This is a genomic window from Mesorhizobium sp. RSR380A, assembly GCF_054719385.1.
On the sequence record NZ_JBTTIB010000001.1, the window covers coordinates 3,804,969 to 3,830,159 of the forward strand.

General features: G+C 63.4%; 22 protein-coding genes, 1 tRNA gene and 1 riboswitch. Of the genes, 11 read left to right on the forward strand and 12 right to left on the reverse strand.

Features of this window, described 5'->3' with window-relative positions; translation table 11 throughout:
• The first annotated feature begins 28 nt into the window (after window positions 1-28).
• The 3 genes from ACYG9Z_RS18360 (at window position 29) to ACYG9Z_RS18370 (ending at window position 3,298) form a co-directional block, all read left to right on the forward strand.
• Window positions 29-1,228: an aspartate aminotransferase family protein gene (locus ACYG9Z_RS18360; RefSeq protein ID WP_023669628.1), complete on the forward strand. Its 1,200-nt coding sequence runs from the start codon at window positions 29-31 to the stop codon at window positions 1,226-1,228.
• Between the two features lie 18 nt (window positions 1,229-1,246).
• Window positions 1,247-2,158, forward strand: coding sequence for an ornithine carbamoyltransferase (argF, locus tag ACYG9Z_RS18365; protein WP_023669629.1), 912 nt, complete (start codon window positions 1,247-1,249; stop codon window positions 2,156-2,158).
• A 108-nt stretch (window positions 2,159-2,266) separates the two neighbouring features.
• Window positions 2,267-3,298 (forward strand): Hsp33 family molecular chaperone, encoded by a 1,032-nt coding sequence (locus ACYG9Z_RS18370; protein ID WP_031202777.1) that lies wholly within the window; start codon window positions 2,267-2,269, stop codon window positions 3,296-3,298.
• A gap of 185 nt (window positions 3,299-3,483) precedes the next feature.
• Here ACYG9Z_RS18370 and apaG read toward each other — a convergent pair whose 3' ends face one another.
• On the reverse strand, window positions 3,484-3,876 hold the full coding sequence (gene apaG, locus ACYG9Z_RS18375) for a Co2+/Mg2+ efflux protein ApaG (protein ID WP_023751952.1): 393 nt from the start codon (window positions 3,874-3,876) through the stop codon (window positions 3,484-3,486).
• Window positions 3,877-4,097: 221 nt separating this feature from the next.
• Between apaG and ACYG9Z_RS18380 the strand changes: the two genes are divergently transcribed.
• Complete coding sequence (locus ACYG9Z_RS18380; RefSeq protein WP_023751953.1) at window positions 4,098-5,249, forward strand: ceramide glucosyltransferase; 1,152 nt, start codon at window positions 4,098-4,100, stop codon at window positions 5,247-5,249.
• Window positions 5,250-5,260: 11 nt separating this feature from the next.
• Here the strand turns inward: ACYG9Z_RS18380 and ACYG9Z_RS18385 are convergent, their stop codons facing one another.
• The gene (locus ACYG9Z_RS18385; RefSeq protein ID WP_023669633.1) at window positions 5,261-6,451 is read right to left on the reverse strand and encodes an O-succinylhomoserine sulfhydrylase; all 1,191 of its coding nucleotides are present in this window, start codon (window positions 6,449-6,451) and stop codon (window positions 5,261-5,263) included.
• A 57-nt stretch (window positions 6,452-6,508) separates the two neighbouring features.
• Window positions 6,509-6,586, reverse strand: a riboswitch (SAM riboswitch).
• A gap of 140 nt (window positions 6,587-6,726) precedes the next feature.
• Here ACYG9Z_RS18385 and ACYG9Z_RS18390 point away from each other — a divergent pair.
• Both ACYG9Z_RS18390 and ACYG9Z_RS18395 read left to right on the forward strand, forming a co-directional pair.
• Window positions 6,727-7,821 carry a 2'-deoxycytidine 5'-triphosphate deaminase gene (locus ACYG9Z_RS18390; protein WP_023699517.1) on the forward strand — a complete coding sequence of 365 codons (1,095 nt, stop codon included), beginning with the start codon at window positions 6,727-6,729 and terminating at the stop codon, window positions 7,819-7,821.
• Window positions 7,822-7,922: 101 nt separating this feature from the next.
• On the forward strand, window positions 7,923-8,693 hold the full coding sequence (locus ACYG9Z_RS18395; protein WP_023699518.1) for an ABC transporter substrate-binding protein: 771 nt from the start codon (window positions 7,923-7,925) through the stop codon (window positions 8,691-8,693).
• A gap of 16 nt (window positions 8,694-8,709) precedes the next feature.
• Here the strand turns inward: ACYG9Z_RS18395 and ACYG9Z_RS18400 are convergent, their stop codons facing one another.
• The 5 genes from ACYG9Z_RS18400 to chvE all read right to left on the reverse strand — a co-directional run bounded on the left by ACYG9Z_RS18400 (window position 8,710) and on the right by chvE (window position 14,421).
• Window positions 8,710-9,159: a hypothetical protein gene (locus ACYG9Z_RS18400; RefSeq protein WP_031244089.1), complete on the reverse strand. Its 450-nt coding sequence runs from the start codon at window positions 9,157-9,159 to the stop codon at window positions 8,710-8,712.
• 25 nt (window positions 9,160-9,184) lie between these two features.
• On the reverse strand, window positions 9,185-10,180 hold the full coding sequence (gene araD1, locus ACYG9Z_RS18405; RefSeq protein WP_023669636.1) for an AraD1 family protein: 996 nt from the start codon (window positions 10,178-10,180) through the stop codon (window positions 9,185-9,187).
• Between the two features lie 202 nt (window positions 10,181-10,382).
• Window positions 10,383-11,669 (reverse strand): multiple monosaccharide ABC transporter permease, encoded by a 1,287-nt coding sequence (gene mmsB, locus ACYG9Z_RS18410; RefSeq protein ID WP_023669637.1) that lies wholly within the window; start codon window positions 11,667-11,669, stop codon window positions 10,383-10,385.
• Window positions 11,666-13,198 carry a multiple monosaccharide ABC transporter ATP-binding protein gene (gene mmsA / locus ACYG9Z_RS18415; protein ID WP_027049369.1) on the reverse strand — a complete coding sequence of 511 codons (1,533 nt, stop codon included), beginning with the start codon at window positions 13,196-13,198 and terminating at the stop codon, window positions 11,666-11,668. Before mmsA ends, mmsB begins: the two co-directional genes overlap by 4 nt.
• Window positions 13,199-13,350: 152 nt before the next feature.
• A complete protein-coding gene (chvE, locus tag ACYG9Z_RS18420) occupies window positions 13,351-14,421 on the reverse strand; it encodes a multiple monosaccharide ABC transporter substrate-binding protein (protein WP_023681943.1) in 1,071 nt (356 codons plus the stop codon).
• 289 nt (window positions 14,422-14,710) lie between these two features.
• Between chvE and ACYG9Z_RS18425 the strand changes: the two genes are divergently transcribed.
• Entirely contained in the window at window positions 14,711-15,718 is a 1,008-nt protein-coding gene (locus ACYG9Z_RS18425; RefSeq protein ID WP_023751955.1) for a LysR family transcriptional regulator, read from the forward strand.
• Window positions 15,719-15,722: 4 nt separating this feature from the next.
• Here ACYG9Z_RS18425 and ACYG9Z_RS18430 read toward each other — a convergent pair.
• Window positions 15,723-15,796 (reverse strand) — tRNA-Gly (locus ACYG9Z_RS18430).
• A gap of 181 nt (window positions 15,797-15,977) precedes the next feature.
• Here ACYG9Z_RS18430 and ACYG9Z_RS18435 point away from each other — a divergent pair.
• Complete coding sequence (locus tag ACYG9Z_RS18435; RefSeq protein ID WP_023681941.1) at window positions 15,978-16,241, forward strand: DUF6460 domain-containing protein; 264 nt, start codon at window positions 15,978-15,980, stop codon at window positions 16,239-16,241.
• A 68-nt stretch (window positions 16,242-16,309) separates the two neighbouring features.
• Here the strand turns inward: ACYG9Z_RS18435 and ACYG9Z_RS18440 are convergent, their stop codons facing one another.
• Window positions 16,310-17,212 carry a histone deacetylase family protein gene (locus ACYG9Z_RS18440; protein WP_023751956.1) on the reverse strand — a complete coding sequence of 301 codons (903 nt, stop codon included), beginning with the start codon at window positions 17,210-17,212 and terminating at the stop codon, window positions 16,310-16,312.
• 217 nt (window positions 17,213-17,429) lie between these two features.
• Between ACYG9Z_RS18440 and ACYG9Z_RS18445 the strand changes: the two genes are divergently transcribed.
• A complete protein-coding gene (locus tag ACYG9Z_RS18445; RefSeq protein ID WP_023751957.1) occupies window positions 17,430-18,767 on the forward strand; it encodes an MATE family efflux transporter in 1,338 nt (445 codons plus the stop codon).
• On the opposite strand, the gene ACYG9Z_RS18450 is transcribed toward ACYG9Z_RS18445, so the two are convergent.
• Together ACYG9Z_RS18450 and ACYG9Z_RS18455 are read right to left on the reverse strand one after the other, a co-directional pair.
• Complete coding sequence (locus ACYG9Z_RS18450) at window positions 18,764-19,834, reverse strand: quinone-dependent dihydroorotate dehydrogenase (RefSeq protein WP_023751958.1); 1,071 nt, start codon at window positions 19,832-19,834, stop codon at window positions 18,764-18,766. The two genes, ACYG9Z_RS18445 and ACYG9Z_RS18450, sit on opposite strands and share 4 nt — an antisense overlap.
• Window positions 19,831-20,181: a DUF952 domain-containing protein gene (locus tag ACYG9Z_RS18455; RefSeq protein WP_023751959.1), complete on the reverse strand. Its 351-nt coding sequence runs from the start codon at window positions 20,179-20,181 to the stop codon at window positions 19,831-19,833. Before ACYG9Z_RS18455 ends, ACYG9Z_RS18450 begins: the two co-directional genes overlap by 4 nt.
• 201 nt (window positions 20,182-20,382) lie before the next feature.
• Between ACYG9Z_RS18455 and ACYG9Z_RS18460 the strand changes: the two genes are divergently transcribed.
• A complete protein-coding gene (locus ACYG9Z_RS18460; RefSeq protein ID WP_023669646.1) occupies window positions 20,383-20,817 on the forward strand; it encodes a hypothetical protein in 435 nt (144 codons plus the stop codon).
• A 116-nt stretch (window positions 20,818-20,933) separates the two neighbouring features.
• Entirely contained in the window at window positions 20,934-21,593 is a 660-nt protein-coding gene (locus ACYG9Z_RS18465; RefSeq protein WP_023681935.1) for a response regulator transcription factor, read from the forward strand.
• Between the two features lie 66 nt (window positions 21,594-21,659).
• Here the strand turns inward: ACYG9Z_RS18465 and ACYG9Z_RS18470 are convergent, their stop codons facing one another.
• Window positions 21,660-25,163, reverse strand: a complete 3,504-nt coding sequence (locus tag ACYG9Z_RS18470) for a PAS domain-containing hybrid sensor histidine kinase/response regulator (protein ID WP_023751960.1) — start codon at window positions 25,161-25,163, stop codon at window positions 21,660-21,662.
• Window positions 25,164-25,191 lie beyond the last annotated feature (28 nt).

Sequence of the window (25,191 nt, forward strand, 5' to 3'; positions counted from 1 at the left end):
GATTTTTCCGGTACCGGAGACGCATATAATGAGCGGTTCGGCGCTTTACGAGACCTTTGCCCGCGCCCCTTTGGCCTTCGATCATGGCGAAGGCACCTGGCTGGTTACCGACAAGGGCGAGCGATATCTCGATTTCGCTGGCGGCATCGCGGTCAATTCGTTGGGCCACAGCCATCCGCATCTGGTCTCGGCGCTGACCGAACAGGCGGCCAAGCTCTGGCACGTCTCCAATCTCTACGAGATCCCGGGGCAGACCCGGCTCGGCGAGCGGCTGGCTGACGCCACCTTCGCCGACAAGGTGTTCTTCACCAATTCCGGCGCCGAGGCGCTCGAATGCGCGATCAAGACGGCGCGGCGCTACCAGTTCGTCAAGGGCCATCCCGAGCGCTTCCGGGTCGTCACCTTCGAAGGCGCCTTCCACGGCCGCACGCTGGCGACCATCGCCGCCGGCGGCCAGTACAAATATCTCGAAGGTTTTGGGCCCAAGGTCGAAGGCTTCGACCAGGTCGGCTTCGACGACATCGACGCCGCCGAGAAGGCGATCACACCAGAGACCGCCGCGATCCTGATCGAACCGGTGCAAGGCGAGGGCGGCATCCGCCCGGTGCCGACGCAATCCTTGAAACGGCTGCGGCAGCTCTGCGACCAGCACGGCCTGCTGCTGATCTTCGATGAGGTCCAGTGCGGTATCGGTCGCACCGGAAAGCTGTTCGCGCATGAATGGACCGGCGTGACGCCCGACATCATGGCGATTGCCAAGGGCATTGGCGGCGGCTTCCCGATGGGCGCGTGCCTCGCCACCGACGACGCTGTCGTCGGCATGACGGCAGGCGTGCATGGCACCACTTTCGGCGGCAATCCGCTGGCCATGGCGGTCGGCAACGCTGTGCTCGACGTCGTGCTGGAAGACGGCTTCCTCGAAGACGTCCAGCGCAAGGCATTGCTGATGAAGCAGGGCCTGGCGGCGGTCGCCGACGAATTTCCCGATGTCATCGAAGGCATCAGGGGCAGCGGCCTGATGCTTGGCCTGAAATGCGCCATGCCCAACACCAAGGTCAACATGGCGCTGCGCGACCAGCATCTGCTGGCGGTGCCGGCCGGCGACAACGTCATTCGTCTGCTGCCGCCGCTGACCGTCACCGACGCCGAGATCGGCGAAGCGCTCGATCGCATCCGCGCCGGCGCCAAGGGCCTGACCGACGCCATCGCCGCGGCCGCCGCGAAGTAATCCCGAGAACCATTCCCGATGAGCCTTCGCCATTTCACCGATCTTTCCGCCGTTTCCGAAGGCGATCTGCGCCTGATGCTGGACGATGCGGTGGTGCGCAAGGCGCGCCTCAAGGCCGGCGAACGGACCAAACCGCTCGAAGGCAAGGTGCTGGCCATGATCTTCGACAAGCCGTCGACGCGCACGCGCGTGTCCTTCGACGTCGGCATGCGACAGCTCGGCGGCGAGACCATCATGCTGACCGGCACCGAAATGCAGCTCGGCCGTTCCGAGACCATTGCCGACACCGCCAAGGTGCTGTCGCGCTATGTCGACGCCATCATGATCCGCACCACGTCGCATGAGCGGCTGCTCGAGCTGACCGAGAATGCCACGATTCCGGTCATCAACGGGCTGACCGACGACACCCATCCCTGTCAGCTGATGGCCGACATCATGACCTTCGAGGAGCATCGCGGTCCGGTTGCCGGCAAGACCATCGCCTGGACCGGCGACGGCAACAATGTGCTGCATTCGCTGCTCGAGGCCTCGGCGCGGTTCCGCTTCAACCTCAATGTCGCCGTGCCGGAAGGCAGCGAGCCGGCGCAAAAGCATATCGACTGGTCGAAGAGCAATGGCGGCAAGCTGCACTTCACCCGCTCGCCCGAGGAAGCCGTCGACCAGGCCGACTGCATCGTCACCGACTGCTGGGTGTCGATGGGCCAGGAACACCGCGCCCGCGGCCACAATGTCTTCTCGCCCTATCAGGTCAATGCGGCGCTGATGGCGAGGGCCAAGCCCGACGCCCTGTTCATGCACTGCCTGCCGGCGCATCGCGGTGAGGAAGTCACCGACGAGGTCATCGACGGTCCGCATTCGGTGGTCTTCGACGAAGCCGAGAACCGGCTCCACGCCCAGAAGGCGGTTTTGGCCTGGTGTCTGGGCGCTTGATCTCCAGGCGCTTGCTCTCCAAGCGCTTGATCCGGGGCGGCGCGATGCCTATTTGCGCCCCATCACGCAAATCAAGCGCGTTTGGACGCATGCACCCCTCCGGGCCGCATGGCCGCGCCCTGGAGCTTTGTCATGTTGGAAACGCATCAAGTGACTGAACATCACCCCAAACTCGGCGAGTTCGGCTATGCCGGCGACGATCATGTCGTGCCCTTCGAGGTAGGCCCGCTCGACGTGCGCGGCCGCACCGTGCAGCTCGGGCCGATGCTCGACGCCATCCTCAACCGTCATGACTATCCCGAGCCGGTCGCCCGCCTGCTGGCGGAAGCCTGTGTGCTGACGGTGCTGCTCGGCACTTCGCTCAAATTTGAAGGCAAGTTCATCCTGCAGACCCGCACCGACGGGCCTGTCGACATGCTGGTCGCGGATTTCTCCACGCCCTCGGCATTGCGCGCCTATGCGCGCTTCGATGCCGACCGGCTGGAGGCCCTGGTGGCCGCAGGCCAGACCTCGCAGCAGACGCTGCTGGGCAGCGGCGTTTTGGCGCTGACCATCGACCAGGGGGCGCACACGCAGCGCTATCAGGGCATCGTCCAGCTCGACGGCGAGACGCTGGAAGACGCCGCGCGCACCTATTTCCGCCAGTCGGAGCAGATCCCGACCGACCTCAGGCTGTCGGTGGCCAAGCTGCTGACGCCCGGCCCCGGCGGTGCGCGCGAGCAGTGGCGCGCCGGCGGTATCCTGGCGCAGTTCCTGCCGCAGTCGCCCGAGCGCATGCGCGTGCCCGACATTTCGGGGGGCGACGGCGATCCGCGCGACGTGATGAACGAGCCGGCCGACAATTCTTGGCGCGAGCTGGTGGCGCTGCTCGGCACCATCGAGCCGACCGAGCTGATCGACCCGACCATCGGCGCCGAGCGGCTGCTCTACAGGCTGTTCCACGAACATGGCGTGCGCGTCTTCGGCGGCGTGCCGGTCGCCGACCAATGTTCCTGCTCAAGGGACAAGATACGCGGCATCCTCGAGGGGTTTTCCGCGCAGGAGATCAAGGACAGCACCGAAGATGGCGGCATCCACGTCGCCTGCGAGTTCTGCTCGAAGCAGTACGACTTCGACCCGGCGGAGTTTGCAGCTCAGTAGCATCTCTTCCTTCTCCCCGTTCACGGGAGAAGGTGCCCGAAGGGCGGATGAGGGGCAGCGCGAACTTTGGTGAATGGCCGCGCATAGCCTACGTCATGTGCGTGGAAGATAACCTCATGAGTCCGGCGGCGCCCCTCATTGCACTGCCGGGCATTTCTCCCCGTATAGAGATGGGGAGAAAACCCCTAATTCACCGTCCGCCGCGTCCCCGGCAGATCCAGCGAAAACGCGGGAATAGCGACGTCGAACGTCTCGCCCTTTTTGTTGCACATGGTGTAGTGGCCGACCATGAAGCCGGAGGGCGTCGAGAGCGGGCAGCCTGACGTGTATTGATAGCTGTCGCCGGGATTGAGCTCAGGCTGGTCGCCGACCACGCCGGCGCCGCGCACTTCCTCGATCCGGCCGCTGCCGTCGGTGATGTGCCAGTAACGCGACATAAGCTGCACGAAATCGTCCGACTGGTTGTCGATCGTCACCTGGTAGCCCCAGACATAACGGTTCTCCGCCGGGTCCGAGCGGTCCTCCAGGTAGAACGGTCTGACCTGCACTTCGATGTTGCGCGTGACGGCGCGATACATGGGCTGCTCCGGTTGCGCGGCAAGGAACATTTGTCGCGCCATGCGGTTTGATACGCGCAGAGCGGCATGTCCTGCCAGCCTCAAAGCGGAGGTGCCGACAAACAATGTCATTTAAGTGACACATGACAATGTTGGTGTGCGCAAACCTTGCCGGCGACTCAAGGCCCATCTGTCGACTGACAAAGCAGCCGCGAGCGGCCTTTCCGGAGTGACCAGATCTCATGGAACTAGCTCTCACAGCCGCCTTCGCTTCCTCCGCTTTGCTTCTTTCCAATCTCGCCAGCATCCTGCTTGCTTCGTCGAAACTGCAAGCGCGTCGCCTTATCCCTCCGCCGTCCGACGAGCAGCCACCGGTCTCGATCGTCGTGCCGTCGCGCGGCGTGGAGCCGTTCACACAAGAGACGCTGCAGCGAGCCTTCTCGCTCGACTGGCCGCGCTACGAACTGATCTTCTGCGTCGCTCACGCCGACGATCCCGTCGTCAAACTGATAAACAGGGCGATCGTCCTGTTTCCCAACGTGCCGGCCCGGCTGCTGATCGGCGACGACCGCGTCAGCAGCAACCCGAAGCTCAACAACTGCGTCAAGGGCTGGGAAGCGGCGCGCAATCATTGGGTTATTCTGGCGGATTCCAACGTGCTGATGCCTAGGGATTACGTCCAGCACCTGATGGCGGCCTGGCGGACCAATACCGGGCTTATCTGCTCGACGCCGATCGGCTCGCGGCCGGATGGCTTCTGGGCCGAGGTCGAATGCGCGTTCCTCAACACGCTGCAGGCGCGCTGGCAATATGCCGGCGAGGCGCTTGGCCTCGGCTTTGCCCAGGGCAAGAGCATGCTGTGGAACAAGCCGATGCTCGATACCAATGGCGGTATCCGCGCGCTGGCCGCCGAGATCGCCGAGGATGCTGCTGCAACCAAGCTGGTAAACGGACTGGGCCTGCGCGTCAATCTCGTTGCCTCGCCTTTCGAGCAACCACTGGGGCAGCGCCGACTTGCCGACATCTGGTCGCGTCAGGCGCGCTGGGCGCGGTTGCGCCGCGTCACTTTCCCGCTGTTTTTCGCACCCGAGATCCTGACCGGCGTCGCCGTGCCGTTGGCGTTGGCGCTGGTGGCGGCAGCAAGTGCCGGCGTCAGCCTGCCGGCCACGGTGTTGGCCGTGCTGGCGGCGGCCTACATTCCCGAATGCGCGCTGGCCGCGGCCAAGGGCTGGCACCTGTCGCTGCGCATGGTCCCGGCGATGATGGTGCGCGACATGATGCTTCCCGCCATCTGGGCGCGCGGCTGGCTGAGCGGCGCCGTCGACTGGCGCGGCAACATCATGACCATCGGCACCAAGACGGCCGAACTGGAAGAGGTTTCGTCGGGAGCGTGACGCCTCGCGGCCTACCCGGCTGCCTTCAGCGCCTGCGCAACGTCCTCCAGCAGATCGTCCGTATCCTCAAGACCGACCGACAGCCTGAGCGTTCCCGGCCCGATGCCAAGCTCGGCGCGAGCTTCGTCGCTGAGGTTCTTGTGCGTGGTGGTCGCCGGATGGGTGATCAGGCTCTTGGCGTCGCCGAGATTGTTGGAGATCAGCACGATGTCGAGCGCGTTCTGCAAGGCGAAGGCCGCCTGCTTGCCGCCCTTGACGTCGAGGCAGATCAGCGTCGATCCGCCGGTCATCTGCTTTTTGACGATGTCAGCCTGCGGATGGTCGGCGCGGCCGGGATAGATGACGCGGGCAATTTCCGGCCGTCCTGCCAGGAAATCCGCGATCTTGGCCGCGCTTTCAGTCTGCTGGCGCACCCGAACCGGCAGCGTCTCCAGGCCCTTGAGCAGCGTCCAGGCGTTGAACGGCGACAGGCTCGGGCCGGTGTGGCGGAAATAGTCGTGCAAATTCTCGTCGATCCATTTCTTGTCCGACAGGATGATGCCGCCGAGACAGCGTCCCTGGCCGTCAATGTGCTTGGTCGCGGAGTAGACGACGATATGGGCGCCGAGCTGCAAGGGCTTCTGCTGCAAGGGCGTGGCGAAGACATTGTCGACGATCAGCCTGGCGCCGATCGAGGTGGCGAGCGCCGCCACCGCTGCGATGTCGACCACTTCCAGCGTCGGATTGGTCGGGCTTTCCAGGAAGAACAGTTTCGTGTTCGGCCGCACCGCCTTTTCCCAGTTGGCGATGTCGGTGCCGTCGACCAGCGTTGCCTCGATGCCGTATTTCGGCGCCAGCGTCTCCACCACCCAGCGGCAGGAGCCGAACAGCGCGCGCGCCGCAACGATATGGTCGCCGGCCTTGGCGCTGCACAGGAGCGCTGCCGTCACCGCCGCCATGCCGGACGCCGTGGCGCGCGCATCTTCGGCACCCTCCAGCGCGCACATGCGCTTTTCGAACATGTCGACGGTAGGGTTGGCATAGCGCGAATAGATGAAGCCCGGCTCCTCGCCCTTGAAACGGGCCTCGGCAGCCTGCGCCGTCTCGTAGACATAGCCTTGGGTGAGGTACATCGCTTCGGACGTCTCGCCGAACTGGGAACGCAGCGTTCCCCCGTGCACGAGTGCGGTCTGAGGTTTCCAGTTACGCTTCTTGGTGCTCATCGCTTTTGTTCCAGACACAAAAAAACCGGCCGCGAAAGTCGCAACCGGTCCATATGGCCTTGCGGCCCGACGGTCCTTTAGCGACTTGTTTAACGTGGCTGCAAGCCGACCGGCCAAATCACCACGGGATAACGACCCTTTAGACCTCACCTGCGCTTGCGTCAATTGCCGGCTTCATTAAGAGGTTTGTACTAGGCAGGTTCCGCAATAATATCCAGCGGTTTTGCGGCAAGAACCTGCCACAAAGAGACCGACCTTGGAGCGGAGCCAGCCTTTTGCGGCAGACAGGCATTCTTCCCGATCAGGACATTTCCGCGCTGTTTCAGTCCGGCGCGCTGAAGTCGCCGCGCGCGCTCGATGTCGACCAGGTGCAGCCGGCGAGCCTCGATCTCAGGCTCGGCGACAAGGCTTTTCGCGTGCGCGCCTCCTTCCTGCCGGGTCCCGATCATCTGGTGGCCGACAAGCTTCACCGGCTGAAATTGCACGAATTCAGTCTCGCCGAGGGCGCGGTGCTGGAAACCGGCTGCGTCTACATCGTGCCGCTGCTCGAAAGCCTGGCGCTGCCCGCAAACGTGTCGGCCTCGGCCAACCCGAAGAGCTCGACCGGCCGGCTCGACATCTTCACCCGGGTGATGACCGATCGCGGCCATGAGTTCGACAAGATCGCCCCCGGCTATCACGGGCCGCTTTATCTCGAAGTCAGTCCACGCACCTTCCCGATCGTCGTACGCGCCGGATCGAGGCTGTCGCAGATCCGCTTTCGCACTGGCAACGCGCTGTTGTCGGAGGCAGAACTGAACGAATTGCACCGCGCCGAGATGCTGGTGGCGACCGAGCCGCCCAACATTTCCGGCGGCGGCATTGCGCTGTCGATCGATCTTGACGGCGACCAGAACGGCCTGGTCGGCTATCGCGGCAAGCATCACACCGGCTTGGTCGATGTCGACAAGCGCGCCGCCCAGGATGCCGTCGATTTCTGGGAGCCGCTCTATAAGAGCGGCGCCGGCGAACTGGTGCTCGACCCGGACGAGTTCTACATCCTGGTCAGCCGCGAAGCCGTGCACGTGCCGCCGCTCTACGCCGCCGAGATGACGCCCTTCGATCCGCTGGTTGGCGAATTCCGTGTTCACTATGCCGGCTTCTTCGATCCGGGCTTCGGCCATTCGGCCTCAGGCGGCACCGGCAGCCGGGCGGTGCTCGAAGTGCGCAGCCACGAAGTGCCGTTCATCCTCGACCACGGCCAGATTGTCGGCCGGCTGGTCTACGAACACATGCTGAAGCGGCCGCAGGCGCTTTACGGCACCGATCTCGGCTCGAATTACCAGGCGCAAGGCCTCAAGCTCTCCAAGCATTTCCGCCCCGCCGGCTGAACCTTCGATCACCGTCAGGCAAAATACTTGCCTGCGCTGCCTCACCATGCTTGGCTGCCTTTCGGTGGCCGGCAAGAGAACGGCGCGCAAGGGGAACCAAGATGCAGATTTCAAGATGGATCATATCGGCAGCGAGCGCTGCCATGCTGGTGATATCGGCCGGCTCGCTGGCTGAGGCGCAGGAGAAATTGAAGATCGGCACCGAGGGCGCTTATCCGCCCTTCAACACCATCACCGCGGACGGCAAGATCGAGGGCTTCGACATCGACATTGCCAATGCGCTGTGTGCGCAGATGAAGGTCGAGTGCGAGATCGTCACCCAGGACTGGGACGGCATCATCCCGGCGCTGCAGGCGAAAAAGTTCGACGCCATCATCGCCTCGATGAGCATCACCGAGGAGCGCAAGAAACAGGTCGCCTTCACCAACAAATACTACACGACGCCGCTGGCGCTGGTGGCGCCGAAGGACAGCGACCTCACTTCCACCGAACCGGCAGCCCTTGCCGGCAAGACGGTGGGCGCGCAGGCCTCGACCACCCAGGCCGACTATGCGCAGGACGCCTATGGCAAGGCCGGCGCCGAGGCGAAACTCTACCCCACCCAGGAAGAGGCGATCACCGACTTGCAGAACGGCCGTCTCGACGCCGTCATCTCCGACAAATTCGTGCTGATGGACTGGCTGAAGAAGGCGAGCGACGGCTGCTGCAAGCTTGTCGGTGACGTCAAGGGCACCGAGACGCAAGCCGGCATCGCTGTCCGCCTGGAGGACACGGCACTTCGCGACAAGCTCAACGCGGCGATAGACGCCATCGTCGCCGACGGCACTTACAAGAAGATCCAGGCCAAGTATTTCGATTTCGATATCTATTGAGTCCCGTCCGCCGGCGTCAGCCGCGAAAGAGATACGATTTCGCGGCGCCAAGGCAGGCATGAAAATGGCCGATAAACAGCAGTTCGCGTGCGGCCAAACGTTTCCTGCCCCAAAAGCCTTCGGTCAGTTTGACCTCGTCGAGCGAAGCGTTTGAGCCGCGCTTCAACGGGAACAACTGCTTGTCGAGGCAACCGAGGACATGGGCCTTGGCGGAGTCGATGCCGCAGACCTTGCCATTGTTGTTCAGCCTGTCGGTGCGAAGCGCTGATGTCATGTGATCCGTGTTGCGCATCAGAAAGCTCACCTGGGCTTTCGAATAGCCGGTTGCCAGAAGACGGCTCGTCATCGCCAAACGGGCTTCACGATAGGACTTCGGGCTGCACTGGCCGGCGCTAAAGGCCACCGACGGTTGGGTCAGGAACAGGGCCACGCCCGTGAACACAATGACAAGCCGCATTCCGTTCATTCCGGCTCCCAAATGTGATGCTGCCTCAAAGCGCCTTCACCGCCACCTTCACCGGCTGCTCGATCTCCAGCGGGTTGCGCAGCGGCAGGCCGAAATCCCCGGCCTCGATCTCGAACACGTCGCCGGCCTGAGTCTTGATGCCGTCGGCAAAGGACAGCGTCGCCGTGCCGAACATGTGCACATGCACGTCGCCCGGCTGGCGGAAGGCCGAATATTTGAAGTGATGATGTTCGAGATTGGCGATTGTGTGCGACATGTTCGCTTCGCCCGACAGGAACGGCTTTTCCCACAGCAAATTGCTGTCGCGATAGATTCGCGATGAGCCCCTGACGTCGGCCGGCAGGTCGCCGATCAGGATTTCCGGCCCGAACGAGGCGTTGCGCAGTTTGGAATGTGCCAGGAACAGATAGTTCACCCGCTCGGTAACATGATCGGAAAACTCGTTCGACAGCGTGAAGCCGACGCGGAACGGCGCGCCGTCGTCGCCGATGACATAGATGCCGGCGATTTCCGGCTCCTCGCCGGCGTCCTGCGCAAAGGCCGGCGACATCAGTGCGGCGCCCGGCGCCACCGCCATGGTGCCGTTGCCCTTGTAGAACCATTCCGGCTGCACGCCGGTCTGGCCCTTGGCCGGCTTGCCGCCTTCGAGCCCCATGCGGAACATCTTCATGGAATCGGTAAGCTGCTCCTCGCCGCCATCGCTGAGCTTCTTGTGCATGGAATCGCGCGTCGCCGCCGAGCCGAGATGGGTCAGGCCGGTGCCGGTCAGATGCAGATGCGCAGGATCGGGATGGTTGATCGGCGACACCAGCCGGCCCTTCTTGTAGACGGCGTCGAGGTCTATCGCTTCACCGAACCCCTTGCGCTCGATCAGCGCGGCGAGGCCCGTTCCGGTGCGCGCGGCTTCCATGGCCAGCGAATAGACGCTGCGGGCGCCGTTGATGATCCTGGTCTTGCCGCCGCCATTGCGGGCGACGACGCGGATGGTCTCGGCGTCGTCGAGGATCTGGGAGATTAGCATGATGAAATCCTCTCTCATGTGCCTTGGCCGGGTTGCCCCTTGGCAAACCTTGACCTGCGCGGCTCGGACCTCGCCGCGCCACGGGTTGAACTCTTCGTCCGGATTGCGCTCGCGAGCTCCATCCCTCGGGGGACTTCTTATGCCGACAACTTGCCGGCTGCGCCGCGACCGTATGCCTCCTGCTTGCCTCGCCTGAAGCTTGTCAGGCCTTGTTCTTGTTGTAGACGTCGAAGATCACGGCGCCGAGCAGCACCAGGCCTTTGACCACCTGCTGCCAGTCGACATTGACGCCCATGATCGACATGCCGTTGTTCATCACGCCCATGATGAAGCCGCCGACGACCGCCCCGATGACCTGGCCGACGCCGCCCATCGCCGAGGCGCCGCCGATGAACACTGCGGCGATGACATCGAGCTCCGAGCCGAGACCCGCCGCCGGCACCGCCTGGCCGAGACGAGCCGCGATGATCAGGCCGCCAAGCGCCGACAGCACGCCCATATTGATGAACACCATCAGCGTCAGCCGCTCGGTGTTGATGCCCGACAGCTGCGCCGCCTTGGGATTGCCGCCCATGGCGTAGATGCGCCTCCCGATGGTCATGCGCTTGGTGACGAAGACGAACAGCGTGATCAGCACGCCCATGACCAGCAGCACCACCGGCAGGCCGCGGTAGCTGGCAAACTCATAGACCAGGAACAGCGCCAGCGCGCTGGCGACCAGCGTCTTGACCACGAACAGGGTGAAGGGCTCGGCCTCATAACCATGGCGTTCTCGTTTGCGCCGGGTGCGGACCCCGAAATAGGCATAGGCGAGCACGGCGATCAGCCCCAGCACGACCGTCGTCATGTGCAGGGTCACGCCGCTGCCCATGATGGTCTTGCCGGCTGCGTTCACGACCGGCGGGACGAGCGTCAGTGGGCCGATCACATCCGGGATGAAGCCGGAGCTGAGCATCTTGAAGTCGTCGGGAAGCGGACCCACCGACGAGCCGCCGCCAAGCAACGCCTGGCAAATGCCGCGGAAGATCAGCATGCCGGCCAGCGTGACAATGAAGCTCGGTATCCGGTGATAGGCGATCCAATACCCTTGCGCGGCGCCGATCAGGCCACCCGCGACCAGGCAGACGATCGAAACCACCAGCGGATTGCTCAGCGGTCCGAGCTGCCAGATAACCATCATGTTTGCCGCCAGCGCGCCGATGAAACCGGCGACCGATCCGACGCTGAGGTCGATATAGCCCGATACGATCACCAGCAGCATGCCGAGCGCCATCACGATGATGAAGGAGTTCTGCTGCACCAGATTACTGAGATTGACCGGCTTGAACAACGTCCCCGACGTGGTGAACTGGAAGAACAGCATGATGACGATCAGGGCTATGATCAGTCCGTATTCGCGTAAATTCGTCGCCAGCGCCGAGACGGCGATGCGCGGGCGCTGTTCGTCGGCGACGTTGCCCTGCGGGGCGGGGGCGCTTTCGGTGCTCATGCTGCTTTTCCTTCTCCCCGGACGATGGCGCGCATTATCTTTTCCTGGCTTGCTTCCGCCGCCGGCATTTCGCCCACCATGCGCCCTTCGTTCATGACGTAGATGCGGTCGGTAATCCCCAGCAATTCCGGCATTTCCGACGAGATGACCACGATCGCCTTACCCTCCGAGGCAAGGCGCGCGATGATCGTGTAGATTTCATATTTGGCGCCGACATCGATGCCGCGTGTCGGCTCGTCGAGGATCAGCACGTCAGGGTCGGCAAACAACCATTTCGACAGCACCACCTTCTGCTGGTTGCCGCCGGAAAGATTGCCGGTCATCTGATAGACGCTTGACGCACGGATATTGGTCTTCTTGCGATAGTCGTTGGCGACCGCAAGCTCGCGCATGTCGTCGATCACGCTGTGGCGCGACACGCCGTCGAGATTGGCCAGCGTAATGTTATGCTTGATATGGTCGATAAGGTTGAGGCCGTAGGTTTTGCGGTCCTCGGTGACATAGGCGATGCCGTGTTGGACCGCCTTGCTTACCGAGGAGACATCGACCGGCTTGCCCTTGAGCAGCACTTCGCCGGTGATGCGGCGGCCATAGGAGCGGCCGAACAGGCTCATGGCGAATTCGGTGCGGCCGGCGCCCATCAGCCCGGCGATGCCGACCACCTCGCCCTTGCGCACATTAATGTCGATGCCCTTGATCACCTGTCGCTCGGCATGGAGCGGGTGATAGACCGACCAGTTCTTCACCTCGAACACGACTTCGCCGATCTTGGGCTCGCGCGGCGGATAGCGGTCGTCTAGCGAACGGCCGACCATCGAGGTGATGATGCGGTCTTCGGAGATATCCTTCTTGGCCAGCGTCTCGATGGTGCGCCCGTCACGGATGACGGTTACCTTGTCGGCGACCCGGTTGATCTCGTTGAGCTTGTGCGAGATCAGGATCGAGGTCATGCCTTGGCGCTTGAATTCGAGCAGAAGATCGAGCAGCGCCTGGCTGTCTTTCTCGCTGAGCGACGCGGTCGGCTCGTCGAGGATCAAAAGCTTGACGTCCTTGCTCAGCGCCTTGGCGATCTCGACCAGCTGCTGCTTGCCGACGCCGATATTGGTGATCAGTGTCTTGGGGTCCTCCTTGAGGCCCACCTTCTTCAACAGGGCAGCGGTGCGCGCCTCGTTGGCATCCCAGTCGATGACGCCGTATCGGGCGTTTTCGTTGCCGAGGAAGATATTTTCGGTGATCGACAGCATCGGCACCAGCGCTAGCTCCTGGTGGATGATGACGATGCCCTTGTGTTCGCTGTCATGGATACCTTTGAACTGGCATTCCTGACCCTGAAAAATGATCTGGCCGTCATAGGTGCCGGCGGGATAGACGCCCGACAGGACCTTCATCAGCGTCGACTTGCCGGCGCCGTTCTCGCCAACCACGGCGTGGATCTCGCCTTCTTCGACGCTGAGGTTGACGTTCGACAGCGCCTTCACGCCGGGGAACGTCTTGGTGATGTCGCGCATCTCCAAAATCGTCGTCATCACGGCAAGCTCCTCCTGTTGCATGTCGCTCCAAAGTGCTTGCGGTTTGAGACAACGACATGCACGCAAACTAAGTCCGGTAGAAACAATACCGGGGTCGCTTGTGAACGGAAAGGGGTCCTGCGTCGCGCAGGACCCCTGTCTTTATAAACGGATTACTTCAGTTCGTCGGCCTTGATGTAGCCGGAGTCGACGACCAGTGCCTGGTAGTTCGACTTGTCGACCTCATGCGGCGTCAAAAGGATCGAGGGGACGACCTTGACGTCGTTGTTGTAGGTCTTTTCATCGAGGCCGTCCGGCTTGCCGCCCGAGAGCACCTTGTCGACGAGTTCGACGGTGGCCTTGGCCAGTTCGCGGGTGTCCTTGAACACGGTCGAGTATTGCTCGCCCGTGATGATCAGCTTGACCGAAGCAGTCTCGGCGTCCTGGCCGGTCACGATCGGCCACGGCTGGGCGTCGGTGCCGTAACCCACGGCGCGCAGCGAAGCGGTGATGCCGCGCGACAGGCCGTCATAGGGCGAAAGAACGCCATCGACGCGGCTGCCGTCCGAGTAGTTGGCCGACAGCAGGTTGTCCATGCGCGCCTGGGCGGTGGCGGCGAGCCAGCGCAGCGTGCCGACCTTGTCCATGCCGGTCTGGCCGGACTTGATCTTGATCGAGCCGTCATCGATCAGCGGCTGCAGCACCGAGATTGCGCCGTTGTAGAAGAAGAAGGCGTTGTTGTCGTCCGGCGAGCCGCCGAACAGTTCGACGTTCCACGGCTTGGTGTTCGGGAAGCGCTCCTTGAGGCCCTTGACCAGCGAGTTCGCCTGGATCACGCCGACGCCGAAATTGTCGAAGGTGGTGTAGTAATCGACATTGGCGGTCTTCTTGATCAGGCGGTCATAGGCGACGACGACGACGCCGGCGTCAGCGGCCTTCTGCAGCGCGTCCGACAGGGTCGTGCCGTCGATCGAAGCGATGATCAGCGCCTTCGGGCCCTTGGTGATTTCGTTTTCCAGCTGGCTGAGCTGGTTGGGGATGTCGTCCTGCGCGTACTGCAGGTCGACCGTGTAGCCGAGAGCTTCGAGCTGGGACTTGACGGCATCGCCGTCATTGATCCAGCGCTGCGAGGTCTTGGTCGGCATCAGCACGCCGACAAGACCCTTGTCGGCTGCATGCGCCGAGTAGGTCATGGCAGCGATGCCGAGGGCCGCGACGGCGGCCAGTGTCTTGATGATTTTCACGTAAAACTCTCCCTGGTTGATGGACGCGACACCTCGGGGCTTCGCGGGCCGCGCAGTCGGGCGGATGCGCCAAAGCGCCGCCGCCGTCATAATCGATCTCCGGTATCCTCCCAATCGGCCCTCAGATTTAAATCGATACGATTTTGCTCGTCATCGACCGTCAAGTCTTGAGGACGCGCGAAAGTGTGACCCTTTGCCATAACTGTCAAATGCGATCTTCGGTGGTTGCTATACCAAAACCGGTATATGACTTAACCGGGCTGGAACAGTGGCGGAAGCGGGAAAAGGCATGGCGGCTTTACGAGGTCCTCAGGGAATTTCAAGCGGTTACGATGAATTGCCGGGCGATGGCGAGACACTTCTGCGTAGCGGCTTGAGCCTGCGTCACATGCGCATGATCGCAGCACTCGACGATCACGGTCGGGTGAGTGCTGCCGCCCAGGTGATGAACATCTCGCAGCCGGCGGCCTCGCGCATGATTTCCGAGATGGAAGCGGTGCTCGAGGTGAAGCTCTGCGAAAGGCTGCCGCGCGGCATCACACTCACCCCTTACGGCAAGGCGCTGGCCCGGCGCGCGCGCTCGATCCTGCTTGAAATGCGCGAGGCCGACCGCGAAATATCGGAGCTCAAGGCCGGCAAGGGCGGCTCGGTGTTCCTTGGCGCGGTGACGGCGCCGGCGATCGAACTGGCGGTCCCGGCGATCCGCGAGATACGCCGCCTCTATCCGCGCATCGAGATTACCATGCAGGTCGAGACTTCGAATGTGCTGGCGCGCGAACTGATCGCCACGCGCCATGATTTCATCATCGCCCGTGTTCCCGAAGACCTCAATCCGCGGCTGTTCGAATCGCGTGTCATCGGCGTCGAGAAGGCCTGCCTGATCGTGCGCCGAGGCCACCCGCTGAGCAACGGCCATCCTCTCAACAATGAGAAGGCGGTGCGGCTGGAGGACACCGCCGCCTTTGACTGGGTGTTCCAGTCGGGCGGGTCGCCGCTGCGCCAAGCGATGGAGAGCAATTTCCTGAACCGCAACATCGCCCTGCCTGACCGCATCCTCAACACCTCTTCGCTGCTGCTGACTTTGGTCATGGTGGCGCAGTCCGACGCCATCGCCCCGGTGTCGATCCAGGTGGCAAAATTCATCCAGAACCCCGACGGTCTCGCCGGCGCCATCGATGTCGTCCAGACCGAGTTCGACATCGAGGTCCGCCCCTACAGCCTGATCACGGTGAAGAACCGCGTCCTGTCGCCGGCAGCCAAGATGCTGCACGATTTTATCTTGCGGGAAGTGGGATAGGAACTGGAGCGGGTAGAGGGAATCGAACCCTCGCGTTCAGCTTGGGAAGCTGACAAGCTACCATTACATCATACCCGCATTTGCCTCTCGATATCATGAGGGGCGTGCTTCGGGCAATCGCCCTTGGACAGCTCTTCGGAAACGGCTGTTGGAAACCCCGACCGATTGCACCAGTCCCCCTGCCTTGATGCGGGCGCAGCAAGTGCGTATTCGTGGGTTTGTACCCCGAATCCGGGCATACCAATCTGGAGGCAGCCCCTTGTCCACAGTGACGCGCTTTCTCGGTGACTCGCCCGTCAGGGTGATCGTCAAGCTGCTGGTCGTGTCGTTCCTCGTCGGCCTGGTCATGAATGCGTTCGGCTGGACGCCGATGGACGTCTTCTACCGCATCCAGGGTTTCTTCATCGATTTGTGGAACCTCGGCTTCAACGCGGTCTATCGCTTCTTGGGCTATATCCTGCTCGGCGCCGCGATCGTCGTGCCGGTGTTCATCCTGCTCAGGGTCGCGAACTACCGGAAGTGAAGCGGAGGCATGATCCCGAAAAGTGGCGACCGGTTTTCGGAAAAGATTGTGCTCAAACCGAAGGCCACTCAGGCAAAGTCCGACGCCACCTCGAACAGGATGGCGTGGCGCGCGGCCAGCGCTGCGACATCGGTCGAATAGCCGCCGCCGATGAGGCCGCAGACCGGGATGCCCAGCGCGCGGAAATGACCGATCACCATGGCGTCGCGGGCACGCACGCCGGCATCGCTGAGCGATAGCCGGCCGAGCCGGTCCTCGGCATGCACGTCGACACCGGCATTGTAGAAGGCGATGTCCCAGTGCGCCTTGGCCGAGAGCTCCGGCAGGAGGACACCCAGCCGTTCGAGATAGGCGCCATCGCCGGTGCCGTCCGGCAGCGCAACGTCGAGATCGGAGGCAATCTTGCGCACCGGATAATTGCGTTCGCCATGCATGGAAAAGGTGAACGCGCGTGGCTCGTCTTTCAGGATGTCCGCGGTGCCGTCGCCCTGATGCACATCGAGATCGACGATCAGGATGTTTTTCACCGCGTCTTCGGCTAGCAGCACCAGCGAAGCGACGGCAACATCGTTGAAGGTGCAGAAGCCCGCGCCTTGCGCGCGCCGCGCATGGTGGCTGCCGCCGGCACTGTTGCAGGCAATGCCGTTGATAAGAGCCAGCCGTGCGGCCAGCACCGTACCGCCGGCGGCGAGTTGCGCCCTGAGCGAAACGCGCGGAACCACGGGAAAGCCGATCTCGCGCTCGATCTTCTCAGGCACCGAACAAGCGATGACCTGGTCGACATAATCAGCCGCATGGGCAAGCTTCAGCCAGGAGGCCGGCGCCGGCTCGGGCATCGACAGCGCCTCGGCATGGATCAGACCCCCGATATGCAAGGCCTGCATCAGCAGCGGATATTTGCTCATCGGAAAGCGATGATTGACGGCGAAGCCGGCATCGTAGTCGGGGTGGTGGACGATCTGCAGGGGCATGGCTAAAGCAATTCCAGCAAAAGTGTGCAGCGGTTTTCCCGGGAGAAGCGCATAGCGCTTCCCCTTGGGAATTGCTTAAAACCAATACTCGGGTCCGACGGGCTCGCGCCAGAAGAACATTTCGGTTGGCCGTCACGGCAAGAGTGATTGCGCGGTGGCCGGAAAATGGGGCACATCGGCTGTTCGATCAAGCCGCAATCAGCAAGGCAGCAGTCCCCTGGACACGGGTGCAATCCCAGCCGACGCGAGACCCTTCGCCGTCACCAACCGTTCGATGCTCGCCATCGCCGTGCCGATGACGCTCGCCTATCTGACGACGCCGCTGCTCGGCATCGTCGACACGGCGGTGGTCGGGCAGTTCGGCGATGCCGCCCTGCTCGGCGGCCTGGCGGCCGGGGCGCTGGTCTTCGACGTGGTCTTCAGCACCTTCAATTTCCTGCGCTCCGGTACCACCGGCCTCGTCGCCCAGGCGTTTGGGCGCGGCGACGAACTGGAGGAGCAGGCGGTGTTCTGGCGCGCCGTGCTGATCGCGGTCGCCGCCGGCATCGTGCTTGTCGGCCTTGCGCCGCTGATTGCCATCGCCGGCCAGAAATTCATCGGCGGCGAAGCGCGCGTCGGCGAGGCGATGGGCGTCTATATCCACATCAGAATGCTCGCCGCCCCCTTCACGCTGATCAACTACGCCATCCTCGGCTATGTCCTTGGACGCGGCGAGGGCGGGCTTGGGCTGATGCTGCAGGCGGTGCTCAACGGCATCAACATCGTGCTTTGCATCCTGCTCGGCCTGAAGCTTGGCTGGGGCGTCGCCGGCGTGGCCTGGGCGACCGTCACCGGCGAATGTCTGGCCATGCTGCTGGGTCTCGCCATCGTTGTCTGGCGCTTCCGGGCCGCACCCCGCCTGCCGCGGCATCGCCTGCTCGACATGCCCGCTTTCCTGCGCATGCTGTCGCTCAACCGCGATATCATGATCCGCTCGTTCTCGCTGCTCGCCGCTTTCGCGCTGTTCACCCGCCAGGGCGCGCAGTTCGGCACGCTGACGCTGGCCGCCAATGCCGTGCTGATGAACTTCTTCCTCGTCGCCGGCTATTTTCTCGACGGTTTCGCCACCGCGGCCGAACAGTTGGCGGGACGCGCGATCGGCGCACGTGCCGAGACGGCGTTCCGCCGGGCGGTACGTCTGACCTTATTCTGGGGGTTCGGCCTCGCCGGAACCGCCACGCTGATCTTCTGGCTCGGCGGCGCCGGCCTGATTTCGTTGATCACCACGTCGCCGGATGTTCGTGCTGTTGCCGACATCTATCTGCCGTGGGCGGCACTGACACCGCTGAGCGGCGTGCTGGCCTTCCAGATGGACGGCGTCTTCATCGGCGCTACCTGGTCGCGCGAGATGCGCAACATGATGCTGGTGTCGTTCCTGGCCTTCAGCGCCGCATTGTTCAGCTTGGCGCCGTCTCTCGGCAATCACGGCCTGTGGGCGGCGCTGCACGTTTTCCTGCTGGTGCGCGGCTTCAGCCTGCTGGCCATCCTGCGGCTCCGGTTGCGCACGGCGTTTTAGAGCGGCCTGGCAGCCCACTGATCGAGCCGGTTGTCGCGCAGTTCGCGCAATGATTTCAGCCGCTCCTTGTCGGCAAATCGCACCATCCCGGCAAGGATGCGCCCCGGCAGCGCCGGCCCGGCATAGACCATGCCGGTATAGAGCTGCACGAGGTCGGCGCCGGCGCGGATTTTCTCCAGCGCGTTCTCGGCCGAATCGACGCCGCCGACGCCGATAATGGCGCGCTCCGGCCCGAGCAATTTGCGCATCTTGGCCAGCACGATGGTCGAACGCTCGAACAGCGGTTTGCCGGAGAGCCCGCCGGTCTCGCTGGTGGCGCTACGCAATCCGGTTCGCGCCAGCGTCGTGTTGGAGACGATGACGCCGTCAATCTGCTTCTCGCTGACTTCGGCGGCGATGTCTTCAAGCTCGGCCTCGACCAGATCGGGCGCGATCTTGAGGAAGAGGGGCGGCTGCGCCGAAGCTGCTGCACGCACCGACATGACCCGAGACAACAGTACGCCGAGCTGTTCGCGCGCCTGCATGGTGCGCAGGCCGGGCGTGTTGGGCGACGAGATGTTGACGGTGAGATAGCTGGCGTATTTCGCAAAACGGGAAACGCCCAACTCATAGTCACGGACACGATCGGCGCTGTCCTTGTTGGCGCCGATGTTGACGCCGACAATGCCGCCGCGTCCCTGGCGCGCGGCAAGGCGTTTTTCCGCCGCCTCGTGGCCCTCATTGTTGAAGCCCAGGCGGTTGATCACCGCATCATCCTCCGTCAGCCGGAAAATGCGCGGCTTCGGATTGCCGGCCTGCGGCAGCGGCGTCACGGTGCCGACTTCGGCAAAGCCGAAGCCGAGGCCAAGCAGCGCGTCGGGCACCTCGGCGTTCTTGTCGTAGCCTGCGGCCATGCCGAGCGGATTGGGGAAGGCGATGCCACAGAGGCTGAGCTTCAACCTGTCGTCGCGCACCGTTCGCGCGCCGACCGGCAGACCGCATCGCAGCGCCGCGATCGACATGCCATGCGCCGTTTCCGGATCGAAGGTGAACAGCAGTTTCTGGCCGATGCGATCGAACACGATCATTCGGCCTCCAGCGCCGGGAATTGATGGGCGCCGTCGGCCCCGAGCGGCAGTGGCCGCACCCACAGCACGGCGCTCATATCGAGCACCCCATAGAGATGCGGGAACAGCGCGCCGCCGCGCGAGACCTCGTATTTCAGCGCGTCACCGAGCAGCGCCCCGTCGATGGCGATCAGCAGCAAATCCATCTGGCCGGCGAAATGCTTCGCCGCCGTCTCCCTGACCTGATCAGCGGTGGAGAAATGGATGAAGCCGTCGGCGACGTCGATCGGAGCGCCGGTGAAGCGGCCGTTTTTCTCGGCCTCGCGCCAAAGGGCTTCGGGCGCGATCTTGTAGATGATCTGAGACATTGTTGCGCTATAAAGCAATTCCAGGAAAAGTGTGAAGCGGTTTTCCGCCCGGAATTGCGTTAAAACAAGGAGATAGAGCGGAGCGCCGTGGAACGGCGACCCGCTCTGGTCCGGATGGCTCATGCGGGGAAGGGCAACTCGTCCGCATTTACGGCGCAAAGCTGTGATAGGTTGCGCACCCTGGCTCGTGGAGGATGGAACATGCGTCTGCAGCACATACTGATCCCCGCCGCACTGGTCTCGCTGGTTGCGGCATCGGCCTGGTCCGAAGAGACCGACCGCTACCGGCTGGAAAAATCGGCCAACGGCTATGTCCGCATGGACACCCGGACCGGCGCCATGTCGATCTGCGAGGAGCGCTCCGGCCAGCTCGTCTGCAAGATCGCGGCCGACGAACGCGCTGCCTTCCAGGACGAGGTCGATCGTTTGCAGTCCTCGATGAAGGCCATGGACGAACGCGTCACCAGGTTGGAGAATTCGCTGTCGGCCCGTCTCGAATCGAAATTGCCGAGCGAAGAGGATTTCGACAAGACGATGAGCTATATGGAGCGCATGCTGCGCGGCTTCATGGGCATCGTCAAGGAGATGGACAAGGATAATGGCGACGGCGCCAAACTCAACTCGCAAAAGACCTGAACTGCCCGGCGGGGAAATGCCCCGTCCGGCCATTGCCGCTTGAAACAAAGCGCTTCGCCGCATAATCGTCCGGTCCCGTAAAAGCCGATAATCGATAAGGGATTTGGGAGGAAGATTTGCCGTCGGGTTACACCTTCGTCATTGCCGACGACCATCCGCTGTTCCGCGGCGCCTTGAAAGAGGCGCTTGCCGGCGTCGGCGATGTCGCCGCCATTCACGAGGCCGGCGATTTCGAAAGCGCCAAGGCCCTGGTCGTGGCCAATGAGGATGTCGACCTGGTGCTGCTCGACCTGTCGATGCCGGGCGCCAGCGGCCTGTCCGGTCTGATCGCGTTGCGCGGCATCCACCCGGCGGTGCCGCTGGTGGTGGTATCGGCCCACGACGACCCGGTGACCATCCGGCGCGCGCTCGATCTCGGCGCATCCGGCTTCATCTCCAAATCGGCCAGCATGGAGGAAATCCGCAGCGCTGTGCAATCGGTGCTGGTAGGCGATATCGCAGCCCCCGTCGGCATCGACCTCGGCGTCGAGCGCGACCCGGAAATATCCGACCTGATCAAGCGGCTGCAGGCGCTGACACCGCAGCAGACGCGTGTCCTCGGCATGCTGGCCGAAGGCCTGCTCAACAAGCAGATCGCCTACGAGCTCAGCGTCTCCGAAGCGACGGTCAAGGCGCATGTTTCGGCCATCCTGCAGAAGCTCGGCGTCGACAGCCGCACCCAGGCGGTGATCCAGCTGTCCAAGATCGGCAGCGATCCGTTGCAGCCGGCGGGCTAAAGCTATTCCAGGAAAAGTGCGTAGCGCTTTCCCTTGGGAATTGCGTAAAACAAAAAGATAGAAACTCTACTCGGCCGCCGACGCCAGCGGCCTGACCCTTGCCATCATCGAACGCAGCACCGCCGGCTTCAGCGGCTTGTTGATCACCGGCACGTCGAGCGCGGCGGCAGCGGCACGGACCTCGGTGGAGCGGTCGGCGGTGACCAGCACGGCCGGCAGATCGGAACCATGGATGTCACGCAGGCGGGCGATGATGTCGAGGCCGCTTCTGCCATCGAGATGATAGTCGGCAAGCACGATGTCGGGACGATCGGCCCTGCCAAAATCCTCCGAACCCGAAAACGTGCCGATGCTGCAGCCCCAGCCCTCGAGCAGAAGCCGCATGCCGTCGAGGATGCGGGCGTCGTTGTCGATGCACATGACGCGCAGGCCGGCCAGCGAATTCGCGGTGCGGGCAGGCGCCTTCGGCTCGACCTCGCGCCGCGGCGCCTCAACCGCCGCAACCGGCAGGATAACGGAAAAGCGCGTACCCTTGCCCGGGTTGGAAAAGATCTGGATCTCGAGCCGCAGCACCCGCGCGATGCGGTCGACGATGGACAGGCCAAGGCCGAGACCTTCGGCCTCGCGCACGCCTTCGTCCAGCCGGGTGAACTCGTTGAAGACCGTGTTCAGCTTGTCGCCGGCAATGCCGATGCCAGTGTCGATCACCTGGATTTCGGCGAGTTCGCCGCGCCGTCGCACGCCGACCAGGATGCGGCCATGGGGGGTGTATTTGATGGCATTGGAGACCAGATTCTGGATCAGCCGGCGCAGCAGGTTGCGGTCCGTCAACACGCTGAGCGACGAGGCTATGATCGTCAGATTGAGTTTCTTTTCGGCGGCGAGCGGCTGAAAATCATTGCCGATCTGGCGCAGCAGCCCGTCCAGGCGGAAGGCGCTGTCATCGGGTTTCATCGCGCCGGCGTCGAGGCGGGAAATGTCGAGCACGGCGCCCAGGATCGTCTCGACCGATTCCAGCGAGGATTCGATGTTGATAGCAGCCTTCCCGGCCGGGCCCTTGCCGGCCTTTTCGATCAGCGACGAGCAGTAGAGACGGGCGGCGTTCAGCGGCTGCAGGATGTCGTGGCCAGCGGCGGCGAGGAAGCGCGTCTTGCCCAGATTGGCCTCCTCGGCCAGCATCTGCGCCTGCGCCAGCTCCTCATTGACCCGGGTCAACTCCTCGTTAACCCTAGTCAGTTCGATGGTACGCGTCTTGACCCGCTGCTCCAGCGATTCATTGGCCCGCTTCAGCGCCAAATCCTGTTCGACGCGTCCTGATATGTCGGCATAGGTGGCAACGATGCCACCGTCCGGCATCGGGTTGGAACGCAGTTCGAGGATTCGGCCACTGGTCGTCAACTCCATCTGCCATGGGCTGACGAAGCTGGTCAGCCGGTTGAGCATCGCCACGCGCTGGTCGGCCGGGATATCGCCGCGCTCGGCGAGGTGGCGCAGGATGCGGTCGAGCGAGACGCCGACCTGGCCCATCTCGTCGGGCAGGTCGAACAGCGCGCGATATTGTCTGTTCCAGCAGATCAGGCGGAAATCGCGGTCGAATACGGTGATGCCCTGCTCCATCTGGTCGAGCGCGATTTGCAGCAGGTCGCGATTGTGCTGCAGCGCTTCGGTGGCGTCGTCGAGCAGGCGAAAGGCGTCCTTGGACTCGCGGTCGTTGCGGCGAAACAGCAGCGACAGGATCAGCCGCGCCGAAGACGAGCCGACCGCGCTCGCCAGCAGCTGCTCGGAAAAGCGGATGACATCCATGCTGGCCTGCTCATTGCCGTGCAGCGAGACGCCATTGCTTTTCTCGAAGGATTGGAAGGAGCGCTCGGTGCGCTCGACGCCGAGGTAGCGCGAGATGGTGTCCTTCAGCACGTTGACGGTGATGGCGGTGCGGAAGCGGCGCAGGCTGGGCATCGGGCCGGATTCGCGCGGCACGAAGATCGACGCCTGGATCCGCTCCAGCGGCACTGACGCGCGCGACAGCGAGCCGAGCACGAAGAACAGCGTGTTGACCGACAGGCTCCAGAGCACGCCGTGGTTCAACGGTTCGGCGACGGTGCCGAACAGAGCCTGCGGCCGCAGCGCCTCGAAACCGAACAACCCCTGCACGACGATGTCCGCGTCGGCTGCCGAGAGCGACGGCAAAAGCAGCGTATAGCCCCAGACGAGGATGCCGGCGACCATGCCAAGGGCCGCGCCGCGGCCATTGGCGCCGCGCCAGATCAGCCCGCCGATCAGCGCCGGCGCGAATTGGGCGATTGCCGCGAACGACATCAGGCCGATCGACGACAGCCGCGCCGAGTTGGTGCTTTCGCGGTAGTAGAGGAAGGCGATGAACAACAGGATGAAGATGGCGCCGCGCCGCACGTTGAGGATCAGCGTCGACCAATCCTCATTCTCAGAGGTCGTGGTCTTGAGCAGGCGGCGCACGAACAGCGGGATGACGAGGTCGTTGGAGATCATGATCGACAGCGCCACGCTTTCGACGATCACCATGGCGGTCGCCGCCGACAGCCCACCGATGAAGGCGGCCATGGCGAGGAAGTCATGGCCGCCGAACAAGGGCAGCGCCAGCACATAGAGGTCACTGGTGGTTTTGGCGCCGACCAGCGCCAGGCCGGCGAAGGCGATCGGCAGCACGAACAGGTTTATCGCCACGAGATAGAGCGGAAACACCCAGGTCGCGGTGCGCAGTTCGGCCTCGCCGCGGTTCTCGACGATGGTGACGTAGAACTGGCGCGGCAGCATGATGATGGCAAAGCCGCTCAGGCAAGTCAGCACCAGCCAGGTGGCGAGCGAGGTGTTGTAGCCCATAGCTTGCCGCACCTGGCTGTTTTCGGCCAGCTTGTCGATCATGTCGCCCGGGCCACCGAAGATCAGGAAGGTGACCATCAGGCCGATCGCCAGGAAGGCGGCGAGCTTGACCACGGTTTCGACCGCCACCGCCAGCACCAGCCCGTCCTGGTGCTCGGTGGCGTCGGCATGGCGGGTGCCGAACAGCACCGCAAACAGCGCCAAGAGCATGGCCACCACCAGCGAGATGTCGCTGACGAAGGGATCGAAGGAGGGCGGCGATCCCGTATAATGCTCGACCATCAGGCCGACCGAACCGGAGATCGCCTTCAGTTGCAGTGCGATATAGGGCACCGCGCCGATGGTGGCGATCAGCGTGGCGATCGCCGAGACGGCAAAGCTCTTGCCGTAGCGCGCGCCGAGGAAGTCGGCGATCGAGGTGATCTTCTCGCTCTTGGCCAGCCGCACGATGCGATTGAGCAGCGGAAAGCCGAACACGAACACCAGCACCGGCCCGGTGTAGATGCCCAAAAATTCGAGGCCGCGTTCGGACGACAGGCCGACCGAGCCGAAGAAGGTCCAGGAGGTGCAGTAGATGGCGAGGCTGAGCGCATAGATGAAGGGCCGGGCGCGGCCGGGTCCCAACGCCGTTGAACGCCGGTCGCCGAGGCTGGCGATGACGAACAGCAGCGTTACATAGGCGACCGCAATGATGACGATGAACCAGCCCTGCACGGCCCGAAAATCCTCCTAGCCAGCTTTC

What these genes read in the sequence shown, in the direction of transcription:
- ACYG9Z_RS18460 (WP_023669646.1), top strand. Translation starts at nt 20,383, where the DNA reads ATGCGTCTGCAGCACATACTGATCCCCGCCGCACTGGTCTCGCTGGTT.
- mmsB (WP_023669637.1), bottom strand. Translation starts at nt 11,669, where the DNA reads ATGAGCACCGAAAGCGCCCCCGCCCCGCAGGGCAACGTCGCCGACGAA.
- ACYG9Z_RS18455 (WP_023751959.1), bottom strand. Translation starts at nt 20,181, where the DNA reads ATGTCTCAGATCATCTACAAGATCGCGCCCGAAGCCCTTTGGCGCGAG.
- ACYG9Z_RS18400 (WP_031244089.1), bottom strand. Translation starts at nt 9,159, where the DNA reads ATGAACGGAATGCGGCTTGTCATTGTGTTCACGGGCGTGGCCCTGTTC.
- ACYG9Z_RS18450 (WP_023751958.1), bottom strand. Translation starts at nt 19,834, where the DNA reads ATGATCGTGTTCGATCGCATCGGCCAGAAACTGCTGTTCACCTTCGAT.
- araD1 (WP_023669636.1), bottom strand. Translation starts at nt 10,180, where the DNA reads ATGCTAATCTCCCAGATCCTCGACGACGCCGAGACCATCCGCGTCGTC.
- ACYG9Z_RS18380 (WP_023751953.1), top strand. Translation starts at nt 4,098, where the DNA reads ATGGAACTAGCTCTCACAGCCGCCTTCGCTTCCTCCGCTTTGCTTCTT.
- ACYG9Z_RS18395 (WP_023699518.1), top strand. Translation starts at nt 7,923, where the DNA reads ATGCAGATTTCAAGATGGATCATATCGGCAGCGAGCGCTGCCATGCTG.
- ACYG9Z_RS18360 (WP_023669628.1), top strand. Translation starts at nt 29, where the DNA reads ATGAGCGGTTCGGCGCTTTACGAGACCTTTGCCCGCGCCCCTTTGGCC.
- argF (WP_023669629.1), top strand. Translation starts at nt 1,247, where the DNA reads ATGAGCCTTCGCCATTTCACCGATCTTTCCGCCGTTTCCGAAGGCGAT.
- ACYG9Z_RS18440 (WP_023751956.1), bottom strand. Translation starts at nt 17,212, where the DNA reads ATGCCCCTGCAGATCGTCCACCACCCCGACTACGATGCCGGCTTCGCC.
- ACYG9Z_RS18370 (WP_031202777.1), top strand. Translation starts at nt 2,267, where the DNA reads ATGGCCGCGCCCTGGAGCTTTGTCATGTTGGAAACGCATCAAGTGACT.
- ACYG9Z_RS18385 (WP_023669633.1), bottom strand. Translation starts at nt 6,451, where the DNA reads ATGAGCACCAAGAAGCGTAACTGGAAACCTCAGACCGCACTCGTGCAC.
- apaG (WP_023751952.1), bottom strand. Translation starts at nt 3,876, where the DNA reads ATGTATCGCGCCGTCACGCGCAACATCGAAGTGCAGGTCAGACCGTTC.
- ACYG9Z_RS18425 (WP_023751955.1), top strand. Translation starts at nt 14,711, where the DNA reads ATGGCGGCTTTACGAGGTCCTCAGGGAATTTCAAGCGGTTACGATGAA.